Below are 21,242 nucleotides of genomic sequence, written 5' to 3' on the forward strand. Positions count from 1 at the left end.
GGTCGGGGTCAGGGTCTCGGCTCCGTGACGCGGAACTTCCGGACCTCCGCTGGGCGCTGGCCCGCGGCGCAGGCCGGCTGCTGCGCTCGCCCACGGTCTTCGAGGACGCGGTGAAGACCCTGTGCACCACCAACTGCTCCTGGGCGCTCACCCGGTCCATGGTGGAGCGGCTCTGCCAGGCGCTCGGCCAGGCTGGACCGGGCGGCGAGCGGGCCTTTCCTTCGCCTGCGGCGCTGGCGGCCGAGCCGGAGCGGTTCTTCCGCGACACGGTGAAGGCCGGCTACCGGGCCCCGTACCTGCGCGACCTGGCGCGGCAGGTGGCCGGCGGCGCGCTCGACCTGGAGGCGCTGCGCGACCCGGCCCTGCCCGCCGACGAGCTGCGCCGCCGCCTGCTGGCGCTCTCCGGCTTCGGCCCGTACGCCGCCGAGCACCTGGCCCGCCTGCTGGGCCGACAGGACTTCCTGGCGCTCGACTCCTGGACCCGCGAGCGGCTCCGATCCCTGCGCGGCCGGCGCCGCCAGCCCACCGACGCCCTGGTGCGGCGCTGGTATGCGCCCTACGGCGGCTACGCCGGCCTGGCCATGTGGCTCGAGGTCACCGCCGACTGGCACGGCTCGGCGCCGACGTGGCCGTGACCGGGTCGCGGTCGGGGTCGGGGTCGGGGTCGCGGTCGCGGTCGCTCCCATGCTCGAGCCCGCGCCCCAGCCGTCCCCGCCTCCCCGTGCTAAGACGGGCCAGTCGCTCCCCGGAGGGAACACCATGAAGGCAGCCTTCGTCCTCGTGAAGTGCGAGCTGGGCCGGGTGCAGGAGGTGGCCCGCGCCATCATCGAGCTCGACGGCGTCTCCGAGGTCCACTCCATCACCGGCGACCACGACCTGCTGGTGAAGCTCTACGCCGACGACTACGACGCCTTCGGCGACCTCATCACCCACCGGCTGCAGCGGGTGCCGGGCATGCGCGAGACCACCACCATGCTGGCCTACCGGGCCTTCGGCGGCGACGCGCCGGCCTGAGAGGCCGTGAAGGAAGCCCCTCCCGTCGCCGGATCGGCCGATGCGCGGCCAGCGGCAGGAGCCGCTCAGCCCCCGAAGGCGTCGTAGCCGGTGGCGGCCCGCCCCAGGGTGAGGGTGTGCACGTCGTGCGTGCCCTCGTAGGTGGAGACCGCCTCCAGGTTGGCCATGTGGCGCATGGGGACGTGGTCGTCGACCACGCCCGAGGCGCCCAGCAGCTCCCGGCAGGCGCGGGCCGCGTCGCGGGCCATCCGCACGTTGGCCCGCTTGGCCATGGAGATCTGCACCGGGGTGGCCTGGCCGGCGTCCTCCAGCTCGCCGAGGCGGAGCGCCAGGAGCTGGGCGTGCACGATCCCCTCCCAGACGTCCACCAGCCGCGCCTGCACCAGCTGGCGGGCCGCCAGCGGGCGGCCGAACTGCACCCGCTCGCGGACGTGGGCCCGGGCCGCCTCGAAGCAGGCCTGGGCCGCCCCGATGACGCCCCAGGCGATGCCGAAGCGCGCCTTGTTGAGGCAGGCCAGCGGCCCCTTGAGCCCCAGCCCCTCGGTGCCGGGCAGCACGGCGTCGGCCGGCACCCGCACCCCGTCGAGCGAGAGCTCCGAGGTCACCGAGGCGCGCAGGGCCAGCTTGCGCGGCACGTCGCGGGCGCTGAAGCCCGGGGCGTCGCGCTCCACCAGGAAGCCGCGGATGGAGCGCGGATCGTCACCCCCCACCTTGGCCCAGATCAGCGCCACGTCGGCCAGCGACCCGTTGGTGATCCAGGCCTTGGTCCCGTCGAGCACGAAGTCGCCGCCGTCGCGCCGGGCGCGGGTGCGCAGCGCGCCCGGGTCGCTGCCGGCGTCGGGCTCGGTGAGGCCGAAGCAGCCGATGGCCTCGCCGCGCGCCAGGGCCGGCAGCCAGCGGTCGCGCTGGGCCTCCGAGCCGAAGGCGTCGATGGGGTACATGACCAGCGCGCCCTGCACCGAGGCGAAGGAGCGGATGGCCGAGTCGCCCCGCTCCAGCTCGGTCATGCAGGCGCCGTAGGTGCTGGGCGCGGCCCCGGCGCAGTCGTGGCCGTGCAGCGTCATGCCGAGGAGGCCCAGCGCCGCCAGCTCGGGCACCAGCTCGCGGGGGAAGGTGCCCTCGCGGAAGTGGCGGGCGATGTCCGGCAGGACGCGCTGGTCCACGAAGCGGGCCACGCTGCGGCGGGCCAGCCGGGCCTCCTCCCCGAGCCGCTCCTCGACCCGGAAGAGGTCCAGCGGGGCGGGGTCGCGGGGCGTCACGGGGGCCCCTCCGGCCCCTCCGCCGGGAGCACGCCCTCGTGCTCGTCCTGGTCGCGGCGCCAGATGCGCAGCGCGGCGATGAGGAAGGTGACCACCAGCGGCCCGAGCACCATGCCGATGACGCCGAAGGCGGCCACGCCGCCCAGCAGGGCCAGGAAGACGATGCCGATGGGCAGGTCCATCCCGTCCTTGAGCAGGTAGGGGCGGGCCACCGTGTCCACCACCGAGACCACCCCCACGCCCCAGACCGCCAGGAAGATGGCGGCCCAGGTGTGGCCGGAGAGGTACTGCAGCACCGCCACCGCCAGCACCACCACCGTGCCGCCCACCGCCGGCACCAGCGCCACCATGAAGGTGACGCTGGTGAGGAAGGCCGGCCCGGGCGCGCTCGCCAGCAGGAAGCCCACCAGCGCCGCGCCGGCCTGGATGCCGGCGGTGGCCACGGTGGCGATCAGCACCGAGACGGCGGTGCGGCGGAACTCGCCGGTCAGCTCGCGGAACTGGCCGGGCGCCAGCGGCGCGGCCTGCTCCAGCCAGGAGACCAGCCGGTGGCCGTCGGTGAGGAAGAAGAAGTAGGCCGCCAGGGTGACGCCCAGCTTGAGCAGCGCGCCGCCGGTGGCGGCCAGCAGGCCGCCCAGCGCGGTGACCGCCTGCCCGCCGCCCGCGCCGGCCAGCTGCTGCACCTCGGCCTGCAGGTCGGGCACCGAGGCGACGAGCCGCTGCGCCAGCGGCTCCAGCCAGGAGGGCAGGCGGGCGATGAGGCCGGTGACGCCCTCGGAGGCCAGCGCCAGGCGCAGCCAGGCGAAGCCCTCCACCGCCTGGCCGGCGATGACCGTGACCACCGCGGCCACCGGCAGGGCCAGCGCCGCCAGCAGCACCAGCACCAGCAGGCCGGCGGCGGCCTCGCGCCGCCCCCGCAGCCTGCCGCTGAGCCAGGCCATGGGCCGGGCCGAGACGGCCGCCAGCACCGCCGCCACCAGCAGCGACGACCAGAACGGTGAGACCAGGACCACGGTGAGGGCCACCGAGGTGATCACCAGGGCCAGGAGGAAGTGGCGCTGCAGGTCGGAGCGGGTCATCAGAAGTTGAGCAGCACGCGGTCCGGCGGGACGCCGGCGCGCGAGAGGGTCTCCTTCACGTCGGCGACCATCGCCGACATGCCGGAGACGAAGGAGACGGCCTCGGGGAGCCGGGCGCCGCCGAAGTCGAGGGTGCGGGCCACCTCGAGGACCCGGCCGCGGACCCCCTCCCAGGCGTCGTCGGCGGCCGATGGGCAGAGCACCACCCGCACGCCGCGCCGCTCCCAGGCCAGGTGCTCGCGGCGGTAGGCGAACTCGCCGCCGTGGCGCTGGCCGTAGAAGAGGACGATGCGGTCCACCTCGTCGCGCCGGCGCAGCAGGGTCTGCAGCAGCGCCCGGATGGGCGCGATGCCGGCGCCGGCGGCGAAGAGCAGGACGTCGTGCCCCAGGGCCGGCGCCAGCGGGAAGCCGCGGCCGAAGGGGGCGGTGACCTGGAGGTCGGCGCCGGGCAGGGCGGCGGCCAGCGCCGCGTCGGCCACCTTGCCGCCGCGCTTGAGCAGGAGCTCCACGCTGCCGTCCTGGGCCGGGGCCGAGGACAGGGCGAAGAAGCCCTCGCCCGGTGCGGTCCTCACCTTCAGCACCTGCCCGGCCACGGTGTGCTGCACCGCCAGCCCCGGCGGCAGCGCCAGGCGGATGGCGCGCAGGGCGGCGGTCTCGTCCCAGGTGTCGGCCACGGGCACGGGGTGGTAGTCGGTGGGTCCGAGCATGAGGGGCCACGGTAACACCGCGGGGGCGTGGGCGCTCGGCGCCCCACCTCACCCCGGCTTCGGCCCCGCCGCCTCGGCCGCCTCGATGCCCAGCTGCAGCGCCTGCTCGTTGAGCGGGATGAGCCCGGGCTTGGCGTGCAGCGCCAGCCGGAGGGCCGCCAGCAGGGTCTCCCGGGGGAAGAGGTGGGTGGCGCCGATCAGCGCGCCGAGCGCCACCACGTTCTTCACCACCACCCGGCCCAGCCCGTGGGCGAGCTCGGCGCAGGGCACGCCGACCACCCGCACCGAGGGGTCGAGCAGCGGCGGCGCCGGCACCACCGACGAGTCGTAGATCACCACCCCGCCCGGCACCACCTCGGGGCCGAACTTGGCCAGGCTGGGCGCGTTGAAGGCCACCAGCACGTGGGGGTGGGGCGCGGCCGGCGAGAGCACCTCCCCCTCGGCGATGCGCACGTCGGCGTAGGAGGTGCCGCCGCGCGACTCCGGGCCGTAGGACGGGATGTGGGTGGCGTCGAAGCCCTCGTTGACCGCGGCCTTGGTGAGGAGCAGCGCGGCGGTCTGGGCGCCGTCGCCGCCGGCGCCGGCCAGCTTGAGCGCCACGTCGTCGCCGAAGAGGGCCGCCGGGAAGCCCTGGCAGAAGCGGGGCACGGCCGGGTCCAGCCCGCCGATGGCGGTGAGCACCGAGGCCGGGTCGAAGTCCGGCACCGGCCAGGGCTCGGCCGGCGGCGGGGTCAGGTCCTTCTTCACGCCCAGCGGGAAGACCGGGACCATGGCCGCCTTGACCCAGGCCTCGGTCTCCACCGGCGACATGCCGAGGTGGGTGGGGCACTCCGCCAGCACCTCCACGAAGGCGAAGCCCACGTCCTCGGCCTGCAGCCGCAGCGCCTTCTCGATGGCCCTGCCGGCCCGCCGGCGCTGCTTGGCGTCGAAGAGGGCCACCCGCTCCACGTAGACCGGCCCGTCGATCTGGGCGATGAGCTCGGCCATGCGCAGCGGCTGCCCCATGCCGCGGGTGCGGCCGGACGGGCTGGTGGAGGTCTTCTGGCCCATCAGCGTGGTGGGGGCCAGCTGCCCGCCGGTCATGCCGTACACGGCGTTGTTGACGAAGATGACCGTCAGGGGCACGCCCAGCTGCGCCGCCGACACGATCTCGGCCAGGCCGATCGAGGCCAGGTCGCCGTCGCCCTGGTAGCTCACCACCACCGCCTTCGGGTTGGCGAGCTTGTGGCCCAGGGCCACCGCCGGGGCGCGCCCGTGGGCCGCCTGGCTGTTGCCGACGTCCAGGTAGTAGTGGAGGAAGACGCTGCAGCCCACCGGGGAGATGGCCACCACCCGGTCCTGCAGCCCGAGCGCGTCGATGGCCTCGGCCAGCAGCTTGTGGACCAGGCCGTGGCCGCAGCCCGGGCAGTAGTGGGTGGAGTGGGCCTTCAGGCCGGTGGCGTGGTCGTGCCGCTCGAACCGCTGGTAGAACGTGCTCACGCGTGCGCCCTCCGCGGCAGCGCCGCCCGGACCCCGTCCACGATCTCGCGCTGCGAGGGCAGCACCCCGCCCATGCGCCGCACGTGGCGCAGGTCGAGCCCGTGCCCCACCCCGGCGTGGGAGAGGGCCAGCCGCAGCTCGTCCTCCAGCTGCCCCTCGCTGGCCTCCACCACCACCACCCGCCGGACGTGGTCGAGCAGCGGCAGCAGGGCCTTGATGGGGAAGGGCCAGAGCGTCTGCGGCCGGAAGAGGCCGGCGGCGATCCCCTCGTCGCGCAGCGCCCGCACCGCCCCCTTGGCCATGCGGGCCGGGGTGTTGCAGGCCACCAGCAGCACCTCGGCGTCGGCGCAGCGGTACAGGTCGGCCCGCTGCTCGGCCTTGGAGATGCGCAGGTACTTGGCCTGCAGGTGGCGGTTGTGCGCCTCCAGGTCGGCCTCCGAGAGGTGGATGGAGTTGATCAGGTTGCCGCGGTGGGCCCGGTCGCCGTGCACCGCCCAGCCCGGCAGGCCCGGCCGGACGCCCGCCAGCGGGAGCGTCACCTTGCCGGTCATCTGGCCCAGGTAGCCGTCGGCCGCCACGATGACCGGGTTGCGGTACTTGAAGGCCAGCTCGAAGGCCAGGGCGGTGAAGTCCAGCATCTCCTGCGGCGTGGCCGGGGCCAGCACCACCGCGTGGGTGGCGCCGTGGCCCAGGCCGCGGCAGACCAGCTTGATGTCCGACTGCTCGGGGGCGATGTTGCCGAGCCCGGGGCCGCCCCGCATCACGTTGACGATGACGCAGGGCACCTCGGCGCCGATGAGGTAGCTCACCCCCTCCAGCATCAGGCTGAAGCCCGGCGAGGAGGTGAAGGTCATGGTGGGCAGGCCGGCGCCGCCGCAGCCGTACAGCATGTTGACGGCCGCCACCTCGCTGACCGCCTGCACGAAGTGGCCGCCCAGCTGGGGCAGCAGGCGCGCCATGAGCTCGGCCCCCTCGGTGGAGGGGGTGATGGGGTAGCCGAAGAAGTGGCGGCAGCCGGCCAGCAGGGCGCCGATGGCCGAGGCGTGGGCGCCCTTCAGGATCAAGGGCCGCCCCTCCGGCAGGGGGAGGCGGGTGGGGGGGATGTCCTCGGCGGGGGCCTGGGCCGGACGCGCCGCCTCCGGCACCGGCATCTCCGGCGCCGGCTCGGCCTCCGCCAGCAGCCCGAAGGGCTCCGGGCAGGCGTCGAGGCACAGGCCGCAGTGGTTGCAGTCCCCCAGGTCGAGCACCACCGGGACCAGGCCGGTGAGCGGGTCGATGGCGGTGCCCGGCGTGATGCAGTGCTGGACGCAGGCCTCGACGCACCGCCCGCACCCCTTGCAGAACTCGGGGTGGAGGGACGGCCTGGGACGGGGTGGGGCGACGGCCATGGGACCTCCTCGGCGGCGGCGGGATTGTCGCAGAGGCCCCCCGTGAAATCGAGCACGCATCTCCCTCGACCGCGGCGCCCTGCCAGGGTGTGGCGATCCGCCCGTGGCCGATCCGTCCCGGCCGGGGTCCACGTGGTACAGCCATGGGCGAACGACACTTGAGAGAGGTCGAGGGCGAGCCGGACGTCGAGCTGCAGGACCTCGGTGAGGTCCTGGAGTTCATGCAGACGCTCTGGGCCGTGGACCACGAGCTGCAGTCCTCGTCCAAGCGGCTGGAGGCCAACACCGGGGTGACCGGCCCGCAGCGGCTGGTCATCCGCATCGTCGGCCGCTTCCCCGGCATCGCCGCCGGCAAGGTCTCCGAGATCCTGCACCTCCACCCCAGCACCCTCACCGGCGTGCTGAAGCGGCTGGAGGCGCACGGGATGCTGGAGCGCCGTGCCGACCCGGCCGACGCGCGGCGGGCGCGGCTGGTGCTGACCGCCAAGGGGCGGGCGGTGGACGCCACCCGCGGCGGCTCGGTGGAGGCGGCGGTGCGCCGGGCCCTCGGCAAGGTCTCGCCGCGCGCGGTGGCGGCGGCGCGCGAGGTGCTGGAGCAGCTGGCGACCGAGCTCGCGCGCACCAAGTAGCGGCCTGGCCGGAGCCGCTGCTACATTCCCGCCCGGTGCGGGTCCTCCTCTCCAACGACGACGGCGTCCACGCCGCGGGGCTGCGCGCCCTGGCGGCCGCCTTCGAGGGCGACGAGGTCTGGGTCTCGGCGCCCGACCGCGAGCAGTCGGCCTCCTCCCACGCCATCTCGCTGCACCGCCCGCTCCGGCTCATCGAGGTGGCGCCCCGCTGGTTCGCGGTGGACGGCACGCCCACCGACGCCGTCTACCTGGGGCTCAACCTGGTGCTGAAGGGCCGGCGGCCCGACGTGGTGGTCTCCGGGGTGAACCACGGCCCCAACCTCGGAAACGACGTGCACTACTCCGGCACGGTGGCGGCCGCCATGGAGGGGGCCCTGCTCGGCGTGCCGGCCCTGGCCGTCAGCCTGGCCCACCCGCCGCCGCACGACTTCGGCGAGGCCGCCCGCTTCGCCGCCGCCCTGGCCCGGGCCCTGGTGGCCTCCCGCCCGGCGGGGCCGGTGCTGCTCAACGTGAACGTGCCGGCGGGGCCGGTGCGGGGCTTCCGCCTGTGCCGGCTGGGCAAGCGGACCTACGGCAACGAGGTGGTGGAGAAGGTCGACCCGAGGGGCCGCCGCTACTACTGGATCGGCGGCGAGGGCGGCCCCACCAACGAGGACATCCCGGGGTCCGACTGCAACTGCGTCACCTTCGACCGGCTGGCGTCGGTGACCCCGCTGGACCTCGACGCGACCTTCGACTCGGCGCTGGCGGGGCTCGGCGCGCTGGCCGTGGACGGGTACCCGCAGGGGCCGGGGCCGTGACCTCGCGGGCGGCGTGGCTCGCCGCCGCCGTGGGGCTCACGCTCACGGCCTGCCCGGCGCCGCGCCGGGTGGTGCGCCCGGCGGCCCCACCCACCGCGGGGGGCGCCGGCGCCCGCCCGCCCGCCGCCGGCTCGCCCTGGCCGGCCGGGGTGATCGGCGCCGCGCCGCCGGGCACGGGCGCCACGGCGGCCAGGCCTGCCCGCCCCCTCCCGGTGCCGCTGGCGGCGTCCGAGTACCACGAGGAGCCGGAGGTGGTGGGCGTCACCCACCTGGTGCGGCGCGGCGAGACCGTCTACCGCATCGCCCGCGCCTACGGCCTCGACGCGGCCGACCTGCTCGAGGTGAACGGCATCGTCGATCCGCGCCAGGTGTCGGTGGGGACCGAGCTGTTCGTGCCCGGGGCGAGCCGGGTGGTGGACGTGGAGGAGACGACGGGGAAGGTGGCGGGCTCGAACTCGACTCCGACCTCGACCTCGACCCCGACGCCGACCTCGACCTCGACCTCGACCCAGGCCTCGCGCCTGGCCTGGCCGCTCAAGGGGGTCCTCTACGGCCGCTACGGCGTGCGGGCCGGGCGGCGCCACGACGGCATCGATCTCGCCGCGCCGGAGGGGACGCCCATCGGCGCGGCCGCCGCCGGCACCGTCATCTACGCCGGGGAGCAGGCCGGCTACGGCTCCATCGTCATCCTGCGGCACCCGGGCGGCCTGGTGACGCTCTACGCCCACTGCAGCGAGGTGCTGGTGGAGGAGGGGCGGGAGGTCCGGCGCGGCGAGCCGGTGGCCCGCGTCGGCCAGACCGGGCGGACCAGCGGCCCGCACCTGCACTTCGAGGTGCGCGACGGCACCCGGCCGCGCAACCCCTTGCTGTTCCTCCCATGATACAGGACACCCCCATGCTCGACGCCGTCCGCGCCGTCATCCGCGACGTCCCCGACTTCCCCAAGCCGGGCATCGTCTTCAAGGACATCACCCCGGTCCTCTCCAGCGGCCCGCTCTTCCGGCAGGTCATCGACGCCCTGGTGGCCCGCTGGAAGGACGAGCGCATCGACAAGGTGGTGGGCATCGAGTCGCGCGGCTTCTGCTTCGCCGCGCCGCTGGCCTACGCGCTGGGCGCCGGGCTCACCATCGTGCGCAAGCCGGGCAAGCTGCCGTGGCGCACCATCCGCGAGGCCTACGCCCTGGAGTACGGCGAGGCCATCCTCGAGCTGCACGAGGACGCCTTCCACCCGGGCGAGCGGGTGCTGGTGGTGGACGACGTCCTGGCCACCGGCGGCACCGCCGAGGCGGTCGGCCGGCTGGTGGATCGGCAGGGGGCCCGCCTGGTCTCCTACTCGTTCCTGGTGGAGCTGGGCTTCCTGGGCGGCGCCCAGAAGCTCGGCGACGGCCTGGTGCACGCGCTCCTGAAGTACTGAGCCGCGCCCGCGGTCCGGACCGGGGCGGCCTGGGGCCCCCCGGCGCCGCAGGGGCCCGGGCCGCCGCCCCGGCCCGTCTCACATGACCAGGCCGCCGTCCACGTCGACGCAGCGCCCGTCGAAGTAGTCGCACTCCAGCACGAACTTCACGGCCCGCCAGATGTCCTCCGGCAGGCCGATGCGCCCCACCGGGATGGCGGCCACCAGGCCGTCGCGCGCCTTCTGGTTCATGCCCTGGGTCATGGGGGTCTCCACCATGCCCGGGGCCACCGCGCCCACCCGCACGCCGAACTGGGCGAACTCGCGGGCCCAGGTCACGGTGTTGGCGGCCAGCGCCGCCTTGGCGGCCACGTAGTTCGACTGGCCGCGGTTGCCGTGGCGGGACACCGAGGAGATGTTGACGATCACGCCCGGCCGGGTCCCGGCGCGGGCCATGGTGGCCACCACCTCGCGGGCCATCAGGGTGGCCCCGGTCAGGTTGACGCCGATGACGGCGTCCCAGTCCTTCCTGGGGAGGGTGGTGATCTCGCCGGTCTGCCGGTCGCGCTTCACCAGCAGGCCGTCGCGGATGATGCCGGCGTTGTTGACCAGGGCGTTCAGGCCGCCCAGCCGCCCGGCCGCCCAGGCCACGAAGTCGGCCACCCCGGCCTCGTCGGTCACGTCGAGGCGCCGCCGCTCCACCCCGGCCGGCAGCGCCGCCAGGCCCTCCTCGTTGACGTCGCCGGCGGCCACCCGGGCCCCGGCCTCGTGCAGGCGCCTGACGAAGTGGGCGCCCATGCCCTGCGCGCCGCCGGTCACGATCACCTTCAGGTCCCCGAGCTCCATGCCGTGCTCCCTCTTGGGCCGCGCCTTTGACTTCTCCGGCGGGCCGATCTACCCCTTAGCTGAAACATGAATCGGAATTCAACTCTCGCCGCTCCGCCCCCCCGCCCGCCCACCCGGCGCGGCCAGGCCACCCGCCTGCGGCTGGTGGAGGCGGCCGAGGTGGTCTTCGGCGAGAAGGGGTTCGAGCGGGCCTCCATCGCCGACATCACCCGCCAGGCCGGCGTGGCGCTCGGCACCTTCTACGTCTACTTCGCCGACAAGCAGGCGCTGCTGGTGGAGGTGGTGGACGGCCTGGGGGCGCGGCTCAAGGCCGAGCTGGCCGCCGCCATCGGCGGCCTGGACGACCGCCTCGAGGTGGAGCGGGAGGGGCTGCGGGCCTTCTTCGCCTTCACGGCGCGCCACCGCCAGCTCTACCGGGTGGTGCGCCAGTCGGAGTTCGTCGACGAGGCCTGCTTCCAGCGCTACTACCGCGGCTTCGCGGCGCCCTACACCCAGGCGCTGCGCGCCGCCCAGCGGAAGGGCCAGGTGCGCCCGCTCGACCCGGAGGCGCTGGCCTACGCGCTGATGGGCATGGCCGACTTCCTGGGCATGCGCTTCGTGCTGTGGGGGAAGGGCAAGGACATGGAGCAGGTGCTCGACACCGCGGCGGCGCTGGTGCGCCACGGCATGGCCGCGCCCGGCCACGGGGGCGACCCGGCCGCGGCCGGCCCGGCCCGCCGCCACGCCACCCCGGCCAGGGCCAGGGCCACGGCCCGGGCGCCCCGGCGCGCCGCCCCCGGGCGGGCGCCATGAGGCGGGCCCGCATCCTCTCCACCGGGCGCTACGTCCCGGAGCGCGTCGTCACCAACGCCGAGCTGGAGGTCCGGCTGGGCCAGCCGGTGGACCAGTGGCTGCGCGAGAACGTCGGCATCGAGCGGCGCCACGTCATGGCCGACGACCAGGTGACCAGCGACCTGTGCCTGGAGGCGGCCCGCGACGCCCTGGCCCGGGCCGGCCTGGGCCCCGAGGACCTCGACCTGATCGTGGTGGCCACCGACACCCCGGACCAGCCCAGCCCGGCCACCGCCACCGTGCTGCAGCACAAGCTGGGCGCCCGCCACGCCGGCACCTACGACCTCAACTGCGCCTGCGCCGGCTTCGTCACGGCGCTCGACGTGGCCGCCAAGACCATCATGGCGGACGAGGCCTACCGCCACGTGCTGGTGGTGGGCGCCTACGGCATGACCCGCTTCGTCGACTGGACCGACAAGAAGACCTGCACCCTCTTCGCCGACGGCGCCGGGGCGGTGGTGCTGGGGGCGGGCGACTCGCCCGGCTTCCTGGGCGCCAGGCTGGAGGCCCACGGCGAGTACCACGACGCGCTCGGCATCTACACCGGCGGCACCCTGCACCCGGCCACGCCGGAGCGGGTGGCCGCCGAGGGGCGCCCGGCGGTGCGCTTCGTCCGCAAGTTCCCGTCCACCTTCAACACCGAGCGCTGGCCGGCCCTGCTGCGCACCGTGCTGGCGCGGTGCGACCTCGAGGTGGACGACGTCTCGCTCTTCGTCTTCACGCAGCTCAACCTGCGCACCATCGAGGCCACCATGGCGGCCATGGGGCAGCCCATGTCGAAGACCCACTGGACCATGGACAAGTGGGGCTACACCGGCAGCGCCTGCATCCCCATGACCCTCGACGACGCCGTGCGCCTCGGCCGGGTCCGGGCGGGCGACCTGGTGGCGCTGTGCGCCAGCGGCGGCGGCCTGGCCATGGCCACGGCGCTCGTCCGCTGGACCGCCTGAGGAGGGGAGGGGACCGTGTACTTCGGCGACTGGGCGGCGCGCGGGGCGCTCTACTGGCCGGACCAGGTGGCGGTGGTGGACGTGGCGCGCGGCGCCGCCGGCCGCTTCACCTACGCGGCGCTCGACGAGCGCGCCAACCGCCTGGCGGCCTGGCTGCGCGACGTGGCCCGGGTGGCGCGCGGGGCGCGGGTCGGCCTGCTGGCCCTCAACGGCGTCGAGGTGATCGACGCGCTCTTCGCCTGCGCCAAGCTGGGCGCGGTGCTGGTCCCCTACAACTGGCGGCTGCACGCCGCCGAGCTGGCCGACCTGGTGGCGCGCACCGCCCCGGCGGCGCTGCTCTACTCGGGCGAGCTCGGGCCGCTGCTCGACGGCGGGGCGCGCCAGGCCGCCCCGGCCGCCCGGCTGGTCCACCTCGACGGCCCGGGCCTGCCGGGCTCGGTGGACTACCAGGGCGCGCTGGCGGCCTCGCCGGCGGCGCCGGTCGAGAACCCGGCCTTCCGCGAGGAGGACGTGCTCTGCCTGCTCTTCACCGGCGGCACCACCGGGCTGCCCAAGGCGGCCCGCATCACCTACCGGCAGGTGGCCTGGAACACCTTCACCACCCTGGTCCACGAGCTGCGCCCGGGCGACGTCACCATCACCCACACGCCCATGTTCCACACCGGCGGCCTCTTCGTGTACACCGTGCCGCTCTTCGCCGTGGGCGGCCGGGTGGTGCTGATGCGCCGCTGGGACGCCGCCCAGGCGCTGCGCCTGCTGGCCGACGAGCAGGTGACGATCTTCTTCGCCGTCCCCACCCAGTTCCAGCAGCTGCTGGAGGCGCCCGGCTTCGCCGCGGCCGACCTGTCGCGGCTGCGCTTCCTCACCTCGGGCGGCGCGCCGCTCCCGGTGCCGCTGCTGGAGGCCTGGCGGCGGAGCCACGCCGTCCCCTTCAAGCAGGGCTTCGGCCTGACCGAGTTCGGGCCGGGCGTCTTCTCGATGGACCCGGCCGACGCCGCCCGCAAGGCCGGCACGGTGGGCCGGCCCAACCAGTTCGTCGAGGTGCGGCTGGTGGATCCGGCCGGGGCCGAGGTGGGCGTGGACCAGGTGGGCGAGCTCCTGCTGCGCGGCCCGGCCTGCTGCGCCGGCTACGAGGCCGACCCGGCCGGCGCCGGCGCGCCCATCGACGCCGACGGCTGGCTGCACACCGGGGACCTGGGCCGGCTGGACGCCGAGGGGTTCTTCACGGTGGCCGGCCGCCGCAAGGACATGTTCATCTCCGGGGGCGAGAACGTCTACCCGCTGGAGGTGGAGGGCGCGCTCGCGCTCCACCCGGACGTGGCGCTGGCCGCCGTGGTGGGCGTGCCCGACGCCCGCTGGGGCGAGGTGGGCCACGCCTTCGTGGTGGCCCGGCAGGGCGCGGCGCTGCAGGCGGAGCCGCTGCTGGAGCACCTGCGCGCCCGCCTGGCCCGCTACAAGGTGCCGAAGCGGGTCACCATCCTGGCCGCCATGCCGCTCTCGGCGGCCGGCAAGATCCTCAAGACCGAGCTGCGCCGCCTCGCCGCGGCCGGGGGGGCCGCGTGAACCAGCCGTCGCAGCCGTGGTGGCGGGAGCCGACCCGCCCGCAGTGGATCTCCTTCCTGGCGGCCTGGTCCGGCTGGGTGCTGGACGGCTTCGACTTCACCATCTTCCTCCTGGCCATGCCGGCCATCGCCGCCGAGTTCGGGGTCACCTGGGTGGCCACCGCCGGCAGCATCACGCTGACGCTCCTCTTCCGGCTGGCGGGCGGCGTGGCGGCCGGCTGGGCGGCCGACCGCTGGGGGCGGAAGCTGCCGCTCATGATCTCCATCGTCTGGTTCGCGCTCTGCGACGGGGCGGTGGCCTTCGCCCCGACCTTCGCCTGGGTGCTGGTCTTCCGCACCCTCTTCGGCTTCGGCATGGGGGCCGAGTGGACCAGCGGCGCCACCCTGGCCATGGAGAACTGGCCCAAGCGGAGCCGCGGCATCGCCTCGGGCGTGCTGCAGGGGAGCTGGGCCATCGGCTACATCCTGGCGGCGGTGGCCTCGGCGGCCATCGTGCCCACCTACGGGTGGCGCGCCCTCTTCCTGGTGGCGGCGCTGCCGGCGCTGCTGGTGCTGCCCATCCGCATCTGGGTGCCGGAGAGCCCCGACTGGCAGAAGGAGCGGGCCAGCCGGCCGGTCACCAGCGTGGCCGACCTGACCGCCCCGGGCGTGCTCGGCAAGATCGTCTGGGCCAGCGTGCTGTGGGGCGCCAGCTTCGGCATCTACTACGGCCTGACCGGCCTGTGGCCCACGCTGCTCACCACCCAGCTCGGCCGCGCCGCCGCCGACGTCTCCTTCCTGGTCATCCTCTTCAACCTGGGGATGATGGCCGGGGCCATCACCTGGGGCACGCTGGCGGCCCGCCGCGGGGTGGTGCTGGCGCTGGCGCTGCCGGTGGTGGCGCTCCTGCCGGTGCTGCCGCTCTACGTGGGGGCCGCGCCCGGCTGGCTGTGGGCCGGGGCGCTGCTGGCCGGGGCCACCGGCGCCGGCATCTCGGGCGTGACCCCGCTCCTGCTCACCTCGCTCTTCGCCGCCAACGTGCGGGCCCGGGCGGTGGGCATCGTCTACCACGTGGGGGCGCTGCTGGCCGCCGGCACGCCGCCCCTGGTGGCCTGGCTGGCCGCCGGCCAGGCCCGCCCCCTGGGCCACGCCATCGCCATGGTGGTGGCCGGCTCGGCGGTGCTCACGCTGGCCATCCTCTTCCTGCGGCCCAGGGGGACGCTCGACGGAACCCCGGGAATGGCCGCCGATCCGGCGCCCCACTGACCTCGATCCCGACCCCGACCTCGATCCCGACCCCGACCTCGACCCCGACCACGACCCCGACCACGACCCCGACCCCGACCCCGACCCCGACCCACGACCCCGACCACGACCCCGACCACGACCCCGACCCCGACCCACCTGCCTCACCGCCGCACCGTTCCCAAGGAGCCCACCATGAAGACCCTCGCAGCCACCGCCGCCGCCGTCCTCCTCCTCGCCGCCTGTGGCGGCTCCAGCGACGAGGTCGCCCCCAACGTCGACACCCCCGCCGCCATCGCCACCTACCTGGACGGCAAGACGATGACCATGACCGGGGCCGACATCCCCAGCCACCCGAACGGCTTCAACGAGAACCAGAACTTCGGCGCCTCGACCCAGTGCTACGTGTCGGTCGGCATGTCGGTGGCGGCCGGCACCTGGAGCGTCGTCTCGCAGCTCGGCACGCTCAGCGGCGCCCCCACCGCCGGCTCCATCGGCACCTGCGACAACGCCGCCGCCCTCGGCAACCCGCTCACCTTCTCGTCGGCCGCCGTCCTCATCGAGAACGTGGCCGCCAACGGCACCTGCTTCGACTTCACCATCACCTACACCGGCTTCTCGCAGGAGGGGCGCGGCGCCTTCTCGGCCGATCGCAAGACCCTGCAGCTGGAGCTCTTCTTCGGCGGCCAGGCCACCGGCCACCGCTGCGCCGGCGGCGCCGTGGGCCAGGCCGGCACCGTCACCCTGAACGGCCTGGCCTTCACGGGCAACGCCGTCCAGACCTACCGCATCCCGTAAGCCCGACCCGCCGGTCCGGCGCGCCGCCCCGTGCGGCCGCCGGCCCGGCCCCCGCCTCGCGGAAGGAGCCCCGCCATGCCCGCCACGCCCCGCGTCCCCCTGGCCCTGGCCGCCGCCCTGGCGCTCGGCCCGCTGGCCGCCGCCGCGCAGACCCCGGTGGTCCCGGGCGTCGCCTACGACGCCTGGTACGACGCCCAGGCGCGCGAGCAGGACGGGCCGCCGCAGCAGTTCCGGCTCATCAACTACTTCTTCACCCGGGCCACCGCCACCAACGCCATCGGCGACCCCACCGGCCTGAAGGGCGTGTCGCTCGGCCCCATCGGCAACCAGGCGGGCAGCCGGGTCTACGCCGGCAAGACCGGCCTGGGCACCTGGGTGGAGCAGCGCTGGATCCCGGTCTTCGAGTACACCCCCAACTTCCTCGACGGGCGCGCCGCCTTCCGGGCGCAGTTCGAGATCGACTACGTCTGGGGGCGGGCCGCCAACAGCGTGCAGCCCAACGAGGGCGGCGGCCTCAACGCCGACGAGGTCAACCTCCAGACCAAGAACGTCAACGTCGCCATCTACCCGTGGAAGGACCCGGACCTCCTCACCATCCTCATCGGCACCCAGTCGCTCTACGACAACCCGCTCGACCCGACCCGCAGCTCGCTCTTCGACGTCACCCGCACCGGCTACAAGCTGGCCTTCGCCGGCACCGACGCCACCGGCGTGCAGCTCTTCTCCCAGCGCCACGGCCGCAGCCGCCTGGGCTGGTTCCCGCTGCAGGGCGCCCAGCCGGACAAGGCCACCCAGGACGACCCGCGCCTCAAGTTCGCCTGGCTGGCCCTGGCCGACCAGGCCGTCGAGGTGGCCCCGGGCACCTGGGTGGGCGGCTCGCTCTGGTACCTGCAGGACGACACCAAGGGCGACGCCTACGCCTACGAGGGGCTGGTCCGCTCCGGCCCCGGCTCGGGCGGCCTCTCCACCTTCACCGGCACCGGCCCCTTCTCCATCGATCGCCCCTCGGGGTGGGTCGGGTGGGCCGGCCTGAACGCCCACCACAACGTCGACTTCAGGGCCGGCAAGCTGGCGGCCACCGGCTTCGTCATGTTCAACGGCGGCCGCTACCGGTCGAACCTGGCCAGCAGCACGCTGAACCGGGAGGTGGACGTCCGCGGGCTGACGGCCGACGCCGAGCTGCTCTGGAACCACGGCCGGACGGCCAACGACGTGGCCACCCTGGAGGCGCTCTACACCAGCGGCGACGGCGACCTCACCGACGGCACCTACAAGGGCGCCTTCACCCTCAACTACTACGGCCTGCCGGGCGCGGTCTGGTTCAACCACCGCATGCTCCTCCTGTTCCCCTTCACCAGCACCGTCAACAACTACACCGGGGCGGTCACCGACATCTCCAACCAGGGGGCCGGCCTCCAGACCGTGCTGGCCACCGCCGCCTGGGACCTCCTGCCCAACGTGCTCAACCTCCGGGTGGGGGCCGGGCACGCCCGCAGCGTGGCCCGCACCGCGCCGTTCGCCGGCAGCGCCACGCCGCGCGGCAAGGTCATCGGCACCGAGGTGAACGCCGAGCTCAAGTACACGGTCCGCTACCTGATGACCGTGGGGCTGCACGCCGGCTACCTGGTGCGCGGCGACTGGTTCGACGGCGAGACCTCCACCGTGAAGGAGGACCCCTTCGCGCTCTTCACCACCTTCACCTGGTACGCCTTCTAGGGGGAGCCCGCGATGTCCTTCACCGGCATGACGATCCGCAACGGCACGACCCTCACCCGCGCCGCCCTCCCGCTCCTCGCGCTGGCCGCCCTGGCGTCCTGCACCCCCCGCTACTCGACGCGCCCGCCGCTCGACTTCGCCGACCTGCCGTACGCCGGCCCGGACGGGAAGGCCTGGCCGGTGGCCACCCGCCAGCTGCCGGAGACCGCCCGCGCCTTCGGGATGGCCCGCCCGCCCACGGTGGCCTACGTGGAGCTGAACCGCGGCGGCCCGAAGGGCACGGTGGTCTTCCTGCACGGCCTGGGCAGCTACCTCAAGTTCTGGTGGTTCCAGCTCGAGGCCTTCGCCGCCGACGGCTGGCACGTGGTGGCGCTCGACCTGCCGGGCTTCGGCAAGTCGGACAAGCCGGCCTCCTTCCCGTACACCATGGAGGCCATGGGGGAGGCGGCTCGCGAGCTCACCACCGCCCTGGGCGCCACCCGGGTGGTGCTGGTGGGCCACTCCATGGGCGGCCAGACGGCGCTCTCCTGGGCCATCCGCCACCCCGCCGAGGTGCGCGCCCTGGTGCTGACCGCGCCGGCCGGCTTCGAGGCCTTCACCCCGCGCGAGCAGGCCTGGTTCACCTCGGTCATGTCCACCACCCTGGTGAAGAAGACCCCCGAGTACGGGGTGTGGGGCACGGTGGCCCAGGCCAACTTCCAGCGCTGGCGGCCGGAGCTCGCCTGGCTGGTCGAGGAGCGGGTCCGGCTCACCACCTCGCCGGGCTTCGACGCCTACGCCTACGCCCAGGTGCGCAGCGTGCAGGCGCTGGCCAGGAACGACTTCGTGCGCCAGAGCCTGGGCCAGGTGCAGGCGCCCACGCTGGTGGTCTTCGGCGAGGAGGATCGGCTCATCCCCAACCCGTTCCTGCACGGCGGCCGCACCCGCGACCTGATGGCGGCCGGCGCGGCGGCCATCCCGGGGGCGGCGCTGGCCGGCCTGCCGGGCTGCGGCCACTCGGTGCAGCTCGACTGCCCGGCGGAGTACGCGGCGGCGGTGGGGCCGTTCCTGGCCGCGCTGCCGGCGCCGTAGGGGTGGCCGCCGGGACGCGCGCCCCGGATGGTGGGACAATGCCCCGGTGCGCCTCTCCATCCGGCTCAAGCTGATCCTCCCGCTGGTCCTCGGCCTGGGCCTCATCGCGGTGGCCACCGCCGTGCTGATGCGCTTCGTGCACGAGCGGGCGGTGGACCTGGCGGCGCTGGCCGAGCTGGAGCACGCCGCCGAGGCGCTGGAGGCGCAGGAGGAGAGCGAGGTGGACCGGCTCTCGGCGCTCGGCGAGGCCATCGTGGGCGACGAGTCGCTGGCCGCCCTGCTGGAGCGGCGCGACCGGGCCGGGCTGCTGGCCGAGGCCGGTCCCATGTTCCGGCAGCTGCGCGACGCCCACGGCGTCACCCACTGGTACTTCCACCCGGCCGGGGAGGGGGGCGTGCTGCTCAGGGTCCACCGCCCCGAGCTCTTCGGCGACGCGGTGCGGCGCCCCACCTTCCTGCGCGCCGTCGAGACCGGGCTGCCCACCAGCGGCCGGGAGTTCGGGCGCACCGCCTTCGCGGTGCGGGTGGTGCGGCCGTGGCGGTCGGGCGGACGGCTCATCGGCTACCTCGAGCTCGGCAGCGACATCCACACCTTCCTGTCCCGGCTCAAGCGGGTCACCGGCGACGACTACGGACTCCTCCTCGACAAGCGGAAGCTGGAGCCGGCCGCCTGGGCCGCCGTGACCGGCCGGCCGGAGCGCTGGGACGAGCGCGCCGAGCTGGTGGCCATCACCTCCACCACCGGCGATGACGCCCTCTTCGGCAGCCTGGGGCGGGTGGCCGAGCTGCCGGCCGCGCCGACCCTGCTGTCGCGCGCCCACGACGGCGACCGGGTGGTGGCGCGGGGCGCCTTCCCCCTCCGCGACGGGTCGGGCGAGGTGGTGGGCGGCGTGGTGGTGCTGCACGAGATCACGCCGCTGCTCGGCGGCGTGGCCGAGCTCAGGCTGCGGGTGGTGATCCTGGTGGTGCTGCTCGCAGCCGGCCTGGCCGCGCTGGTGGTCTTCCTGCTCGACACGCTGGTCTTCGACCGGGTGGACCGCATGAGCCGGACCCTGGCAGGGCTGCCGGAGCGGCTGGCCCGCGGCGACCTGGAGCCCGCCGAGCTGTCCCCGCGCCAGGACGACGAGCTCGGCCGGGTGGAGGCCTTCCTGGACCAGGCCCTGGCGGCCGTGGGCGCCTTCGTGGCGGAGGCGCGCCGGTCCCGGCCCTCGGACGGCGGCCAGCAGCGCCGCTCGGATCGCGACGAGCCCTGACCGGCCGGCGGGGAGGACGGGCCCGACGGAGCGGCCCGACCGGCCGCTCCCCCCCTCGCGGTCCCGGGCTGAGGCGCCTCGCCGCAGCCCCCGGGTGCGCCCGCCCCCGCAGGCACGGCGCGCCGCGCCCCGCCGGGGCGACGCCGGGGGTATGATCCCCTCGTCAGTTCGTCCCGGACGGATCCGGGCTGGAGGCATCATGGCTCGCGCCGACTGGAAGAAGCTCCTCTGCCCCATCGACTTCTCCGACGCCTCGCGGGAGGCGCTGGAGACGGCCGCCGCCCTGGCCAAGCAGCACGGCGCGGCGCTCACCCTGTTCCACGCCTACCCGGTGCCCGGGTACACCTTCCCGGACGGGTCCTTCGTGGCCTCCAGCAAGATGCTGGAGGAGCTGGCCGAGCAGGCCAACCGCCACCTGGCCGAGTGGAAGGCCATCGCCGTGGCGGCCGGCGTCCCCTCGGTGGAGTCGGCCACCGCGGTGGGCGAGCCGGCCCACGAGATCGTCACCTTCGCCACCGAGAAGGGGATGGACCTGGTGGTGGTGGGCACCCACGGGCGCACCGGGCTGACGCACGCCCTGATGGGCTCGGTGGCCGAGCGGGTGGTCCGCAAGGCCCCCTGCCCGGTGCTCACCGTCAGGCCGCCGCCGACGTAGCGCCCCCGAACAGCGCCTCGACGGCGCGGCGGCGGTGGTCGAAGATGGCCTCCACCTGGCGCCGCACGAAGAGCAGCCGCGCCACCTCCCCGAGCGGCCCGAGCGGCACCTCGTAGGCCACCCGGTCGGTCATGCGCGTGCCGCCGGGGGCGTCCTCGAAGGTGTGGGTGTGGTGCCAGCTCCGGTAGGGGCCGCGCAGCTGGCGGTCCACGAAGCGCGCGCCGGGCTCCCATTCCGCGATCTCGGTGCGCCAGGAGAAGGGCACCCCCAGCAGCGAGAGCCGGTAGTCGATGAGCGCGCCGGCCCTGAGCTCGATGGGGGCCGGGGTGAGGATGCGGAAGTGGAGCGACGGAGGGGTGATCCGCTCCAGGTTGTGGGCGTCGGCGAAGAAGGCGAAGACCTCCGGGCGGGGCCGGGGGACGAGCTGGGTGCAGGTCAGGACGTGGACGGCCATGGCATTCCTCGCGGTGGGCGGGGGGACATGGTAGGCGGCAGGGGGACGCACCGCCCATCCAAGGCAGCGCCTCCCCCGTCACGCTGTACCCGTCGAGGGCGGCACACCTCCGGTTGGCATCCGGTAGGGTCGTCG

The 21,242-nt window shown here is 75.0% G+C and carries 22 protein-coding genes; 15 read left to right on the forward strand and 7 right to left on the reverse strand.

Features of this window, described 5'->3' with window-relative positions:
• Window positions 1–56 precede the first annotated feature (56 nt).
• Both IPO09_17840 and IPO09_17845 read left to right on the forward strand, forming a co-directional pair.
• Window positions 57–635 (forward strand): hypothetical protein, encoded by a 579-nt coding sequence (locus tag IPO09_17840; protein MBK9519172.1) that lies wholly within the window; start codon window positions 57–59, stop codon window positions 633–635.
• 124 nt (window positions 636–759) lie between these two features.
• Window positions 760–1,014: an Lrp/AsnC ligand binding domain-containing protein gene (locus tag IPO09_17845; protein MBK9519173.1), complete on the forward strand. Its 255-nt coding sequence runs from the start codon at window positions 760–762 to the stop codon at window positions 1,012–1,014.
• A gap of 65 nt (window positions 1,015–1,079) precedes the next feature.
• On the opposite strand, the gene IPO09_17850 is transcribed toward IPO09_17845, so the two are convergent.
• Genes IPO09_17850 through vorB form a run of 5 tightly spaced genes read right to left on the reverse strand, consistent with a single transcriptional unit; the run spans window position 1,080 to window position 6,926 of the window.
• Window positions 1,080–2,249 (reverse strand): acyl-CoA dehydrogenase family protein, encoded by a 1,170-nt coding sequence (locus IPO09_17850; protein ID MBK9519174.1) that lies wholly within the window; start codon window positions 2,247–2,249, stop codon window positions 1,080–1,082.
• Window positions 2,250–2,269: 20 nt separating this feature from the next.
• Window positions 2,270–3,352 (reverse strand): AI-2E family transporter, encoded by a 1,083-nt coding sequence (locus IPO09_17855; protein ID MBK9519175.1) that lies wholly within the window; start codon window positions 3,350–3,352, stop codon window positions 2,270–2,272.
• Complete coding sequence (locus IPO09_17860; GenBank protein ID MBK9519176.1) at window positions 3,352–4,059, reverse strand: oxidoreductase; 708 nt, start codon at window positions 4,057–4,059, stop codon at window positions 3,352–3,354. The genes IPO09_17855 and IPO09_17860 overlap by 1 nt, the downstream gene beginning before the upstream one ends.
• Window positions 4,060–4,107: 48 nt before the next feature.
• Entirely contained in the window at window positions 4,108–5,538 is a 1,431-nt protein-coding gene (locus tag IPO09_17865; GenBank protein ID MBK9519177.1) for a 2-oxoacid:acceptor oxidoreductase family protein, read from the reverse strand.
• Window positions 5,535–6,926 (reverse strand): 3-methyl-2-oxobutanoate dehydrogenase subunit VorB, encoded by a 1,392-nt coding sequence (gene vorB / locus IPO09_17870; GenBank protein ID MBK9519178.1) that lies wholly within the window; start codon window positions 6,924–6,926, stop codon window positions 5,535–5,537. The genes IPO09_17865 and vorB overlap by 4 nt, the downstream gene beginning before the upstream one ends.
• Before the next feature lie 143 nt (window positions 6,927–7,069).
• On the opposite strand from vorB, the gene IPO09_17875 reads away from it, so the two are divergent.
• The 4 genes from IPO09_17875 to IPO09_17890 are packed head-to-tail and all read left to right on the forward strand — an operon-like array spanning window position 7,070 to window position 9,769.
• Window positions 7,070–7,555, forward strand: coding sequence for a MarR family transcriptional regulator (locus tag IPO09_17875; GenBank protein MBK9519179.1), 486 nt, complete (start codon window positions 7,070–7,072; stop codon window positions 7,553–7,555).
• A gap of 35 nt (window positions 7,556–7,590) precedes the next feature.
• Window positions 7,591–8,355: a 5'/3'-nucleotidase SurE gene (gene surE / locus IPO09_17880; GenBank protein ID MBK9519180.1), complete on the forward strand. Its 765-nt coding sequence runs from the start codon at window positions 7,591–7,593 to the stop codon at window positions 8,353–8,355.
• Window positions 8,352–9,236 (forward strand): peptidoglycan DD-metalloendopeptidase family protein, encoded by an 885-nt coding sequence (locus IPO09_17885; protein MBK9519181.1) that lies wholly within the window; start codon window positions 8,352–8,354, stop codon window positions 9,234–9,236. Before surE ends, IPO09_17885 begins: the two co-directional genes overlap by 4 nt.
• Window positions 9,237–9,250: 14 nt before the next feature.
• Window positions 9,251–9,769 carry an adenine phosphoribosyltransferase gene (locus IPO09_17890; protein MBK9519182.1) on the forward strand — a complete coding sequence of 173 codons (519 nt, stop codon included), beginning with the start codon at window positions 9,251–9,253 and terminating at the stop codon, window positions 9,767–9,769.
• A 78-nt stretch (window positions 9,770–9,847) separates the two neighbouring features.
• Here IPO09_17890 and IPO09_17895 read toward each other — a convergent pair whose 3' ends face one another.
• Window positions 9,848–10,594 (reverse strand): SDR family oxidoreductase, encoded by a 747-nt coding sequence (locus tag IPO09_17895; protein ID MBK9519183.1) that lies wholly within the window; start codon window positions 10,592–10,594, stop codon window positions 9,848–9,850.
• A 66-nt stretch (window positions 10,595–10,660) separates the two neighbouring features.
• Between IPO09_17895 and IPO09_17900 the strand changes: the two genes are divergently transcribed.
• From IPO09_17900 to IPO09_17940, 9 genes are all read left to right on the forward strand, one after another.
• On the forward strand, window positions 10,661–11,386 hold the full coding sequence (locus IPO09_17900; GenBank protein MBK9519184.1) for a TetR/AcrR family transcriptional regulator: 726 nt from the start codon (window positions 10,661–10,663) through the stop codon (window positions 11,384–11,386).
• Complete coding sequence (locus IPO09_17905; GenBank protein ID MBK9519185.1) at window positions 11,383–12,375, forward strand: ketoacyl-ACP synthase III; 993 nt, start codon at window positions 11,383–11,385, stop codon at window positions 12,373–12,375. Before IPO09_17900 ends, IPO09_17905 begins: the two co-directional genes overlap by 4 nt.
• A gap of 15 nt (window positions 12,376–12,390) precedes the next feature.
• Entirely contained in the window at window positions 12,391–13,938 is a 1,548-nt protein-coding gene (locus IPO09_17910) for an AMP-binding protein (protein ID MBK9519186.1), read from the forward strand.
• Entirely contained in the window at window positions 13,935–15,182 is a 1,248-nt protein-coding gene (locus tag IPO09_17915) for an MFS transporter (protein ID MBK9519187.1), read from the forward strand. Before IPO09_17910 ends, IPO09_17915 begins: the two co-directional genes overlap by 4 nt.
• Window positions 15,183–15,356: 174 nt before the next feature.
• Complete coding sequence (locus tag IPO09_17920; GenBank protein ID MBK9519188.1) at window positions 15,357–15,959, forward strand: hypothetical protein; 603 nt, start codon at window positions 15,357–15,359, stop codon at window positions 15,957–15,959.
• A 75-nt stretch (window positions 15,960–16,034) separates the two neighbouring features.
• On the forward strand, window positions 16,035–17,675 hold the full coding sequence (locus tag IPO09_17925; GenBank protein ID MBK9519189.1) for a hypothetical protein: 1,641 nt from the start codon (window positions 16,035–16,037) through the stop codon (window positions 17,673–17,675).
• 27 nt (window positions 17,676–17,702) lie between these two features.
• Window positions 17,703–18,746, forward strand: a complete 1,044-nt coding sequence (locus tag IPO09_17930) for an alpha/beta hydrolase (protein MBK9519190.1) — start codon at window positions 17,703–17,705, stop codon at window positions 18,744–18,746.
• A gap of 46 nt (window positions 18,747–18,792) precedes the next feature.
• Window positions 18,793–19,998, forward strand: coding sequence for a HAMP domain-containing protein (locus IPO09_17935; protein ID MBK9519191.1), 1,206 nt, complete (start codon window positions 18,793–18,795; stop codon window positions 19,996–19,998).
• 199 nt (window positions 19,999–20,197) lie between these two features.
• On the forward strand, window positions 20,198–20,653 hold the full coding sequence (locus IPO09_17940) for a universal stress protein (protein ID MBK9519192.1): 456 nt from the start codon (window positions 20,198–20,200) through the stop codon (window positions 20,651–20,653).
• Here IPO09_17940 and IPO09_17945 read toward each other — a convergent pair.
• Complete coding sequence (locus IPO09_17945) at window positions 20,634–21,107, reverse strand: SRPBCC family protein (GenBank protein MBK9519193.1); 474 nt, start codon at window positions 21,105–21,107, stop codon at window positions 20,634–20,636. The two genes, IPO09_17940 and IPO09_17945, sit on opposite strands and share 20 nt — an antisense overlap.
• Window positions 21,108–21,242 lie beyond the last annotated feature (135 nt).

The sequence above is a fragment of the Anaeromyxobacter sp. genome (genome assembly GCA_016718565.1).
Taxonomy (GTDB): Bacteria; Myxococcota; Myxococcia; order Myxococcales; family Anaeromyxobacteraceae; genus JADKCZ01.

What these genes read in the sequence shown, in the direction of transcription:
- IPO09_17925 (MBK9519189.1), top strand. Translation starts at nt 16,035, where the DNA reads ATGCCCGCCACGCCCCGCGTCCCCCTGGCCCTGGCCGCCGCCCTGGCG.
- IPO09_17875 (MBK9519179.1), top strand. Translation starts at nt 7,070, where the DNA reads ATGGGCGAACGACACTTGAGAGAGGTCGAGGGCGAGCCGGACGTCGAG.
- IPO09_17890 (MBK9519182.1), top strand. Translation starts at nt 9,251, where the DNA reads ATGCTCGACGCCGTCCGCGCCGTCATCCGCGACGTCCCCGACTTCCCC.
- IPO09_17945 (MBK9519193.1), bottom strand. Translation starts at nt 21,107, where the DNA reads ATGGCCGTCCACGTCCTGACCTGCACCCAGCTCGTCCCCCGGCCCCGC.
- IPO09_17845 (MBK9519173.1), top strand. Translation starts at nt 760, where the DNA reads ATGAAGGCAGCCTTCGTCCTCGTGAAGTGCGAGCTGGGCCGGGTGCAG.
- IPO09_17930 (MBK9519190.1), top strand. Translation starts at nt 17,703, where the DNA reads ATGACGATCCGCAACGGCACGACCCTCACCCGCGCCGCCCTCCCGCTC.
- IPO09_17920 (MBK9519188.1), top strand. Translation starts at nt 15,357, where the DNA reads ATGAAGACCCTCGCAGCCACCGCCGCCGCCGTCCTCCTCCTCGCCGCC.
- IPO09_17895 (MBK9519183.1), bottom strand. Translation starts at nt 10,594, where the DNA reads ATGGAGCTCGGGGACCTGAAGGTGATCGTGACCGGCGGCGCGCAGGGC.
- IPO09_17905 (MBK9519185.1), top strand. Translation starts at nt 11,383, where the DNA reads ATGAGGCGGGCCCGCATCCTCTCCACCGGGCGCTACGTCCCGGAGCGC.
- IPO09_17855 (MBK9519175.1), bottom strand. Translation starts at nt 3,352, where the DNA reads ATGACCCGCTCCGACCTGCAGCGCCACTTCCTCCTGGCCCTGGTGATC.
- IPO09_17940 (MBK9519192.1), top strand. Translation starts at nt 20,198, where the DNA reads ATGGCTCGCGCCGACTGGAAGAAGCTCCTCTGCCCCATCGACTTCTCC.
- IPO09_17860 (MBK9519176.1), bottom strand. Translation starts at nt 4,059, where the DNA reads ATGCTCGGACCCACCGACTACCACCCCGTGCCCGTGGCCGACACCTGG.
- vorB (MBK9519178.1), bottom strand. Translation starts at nt 6,926, where the DNA reads ATGGCCGTCGCCCCACCCCGTCCCAGGCCGTCCCTCCACCCCGAGTTC.
- IPO09_17900 (MBK9519184.1), top strand. Translation starts at nt 10,661, where the DNA reads ATGAATCGGAATTCAACTCTCGCCGCTCCGCCCCCCCGCCCGCCCACC.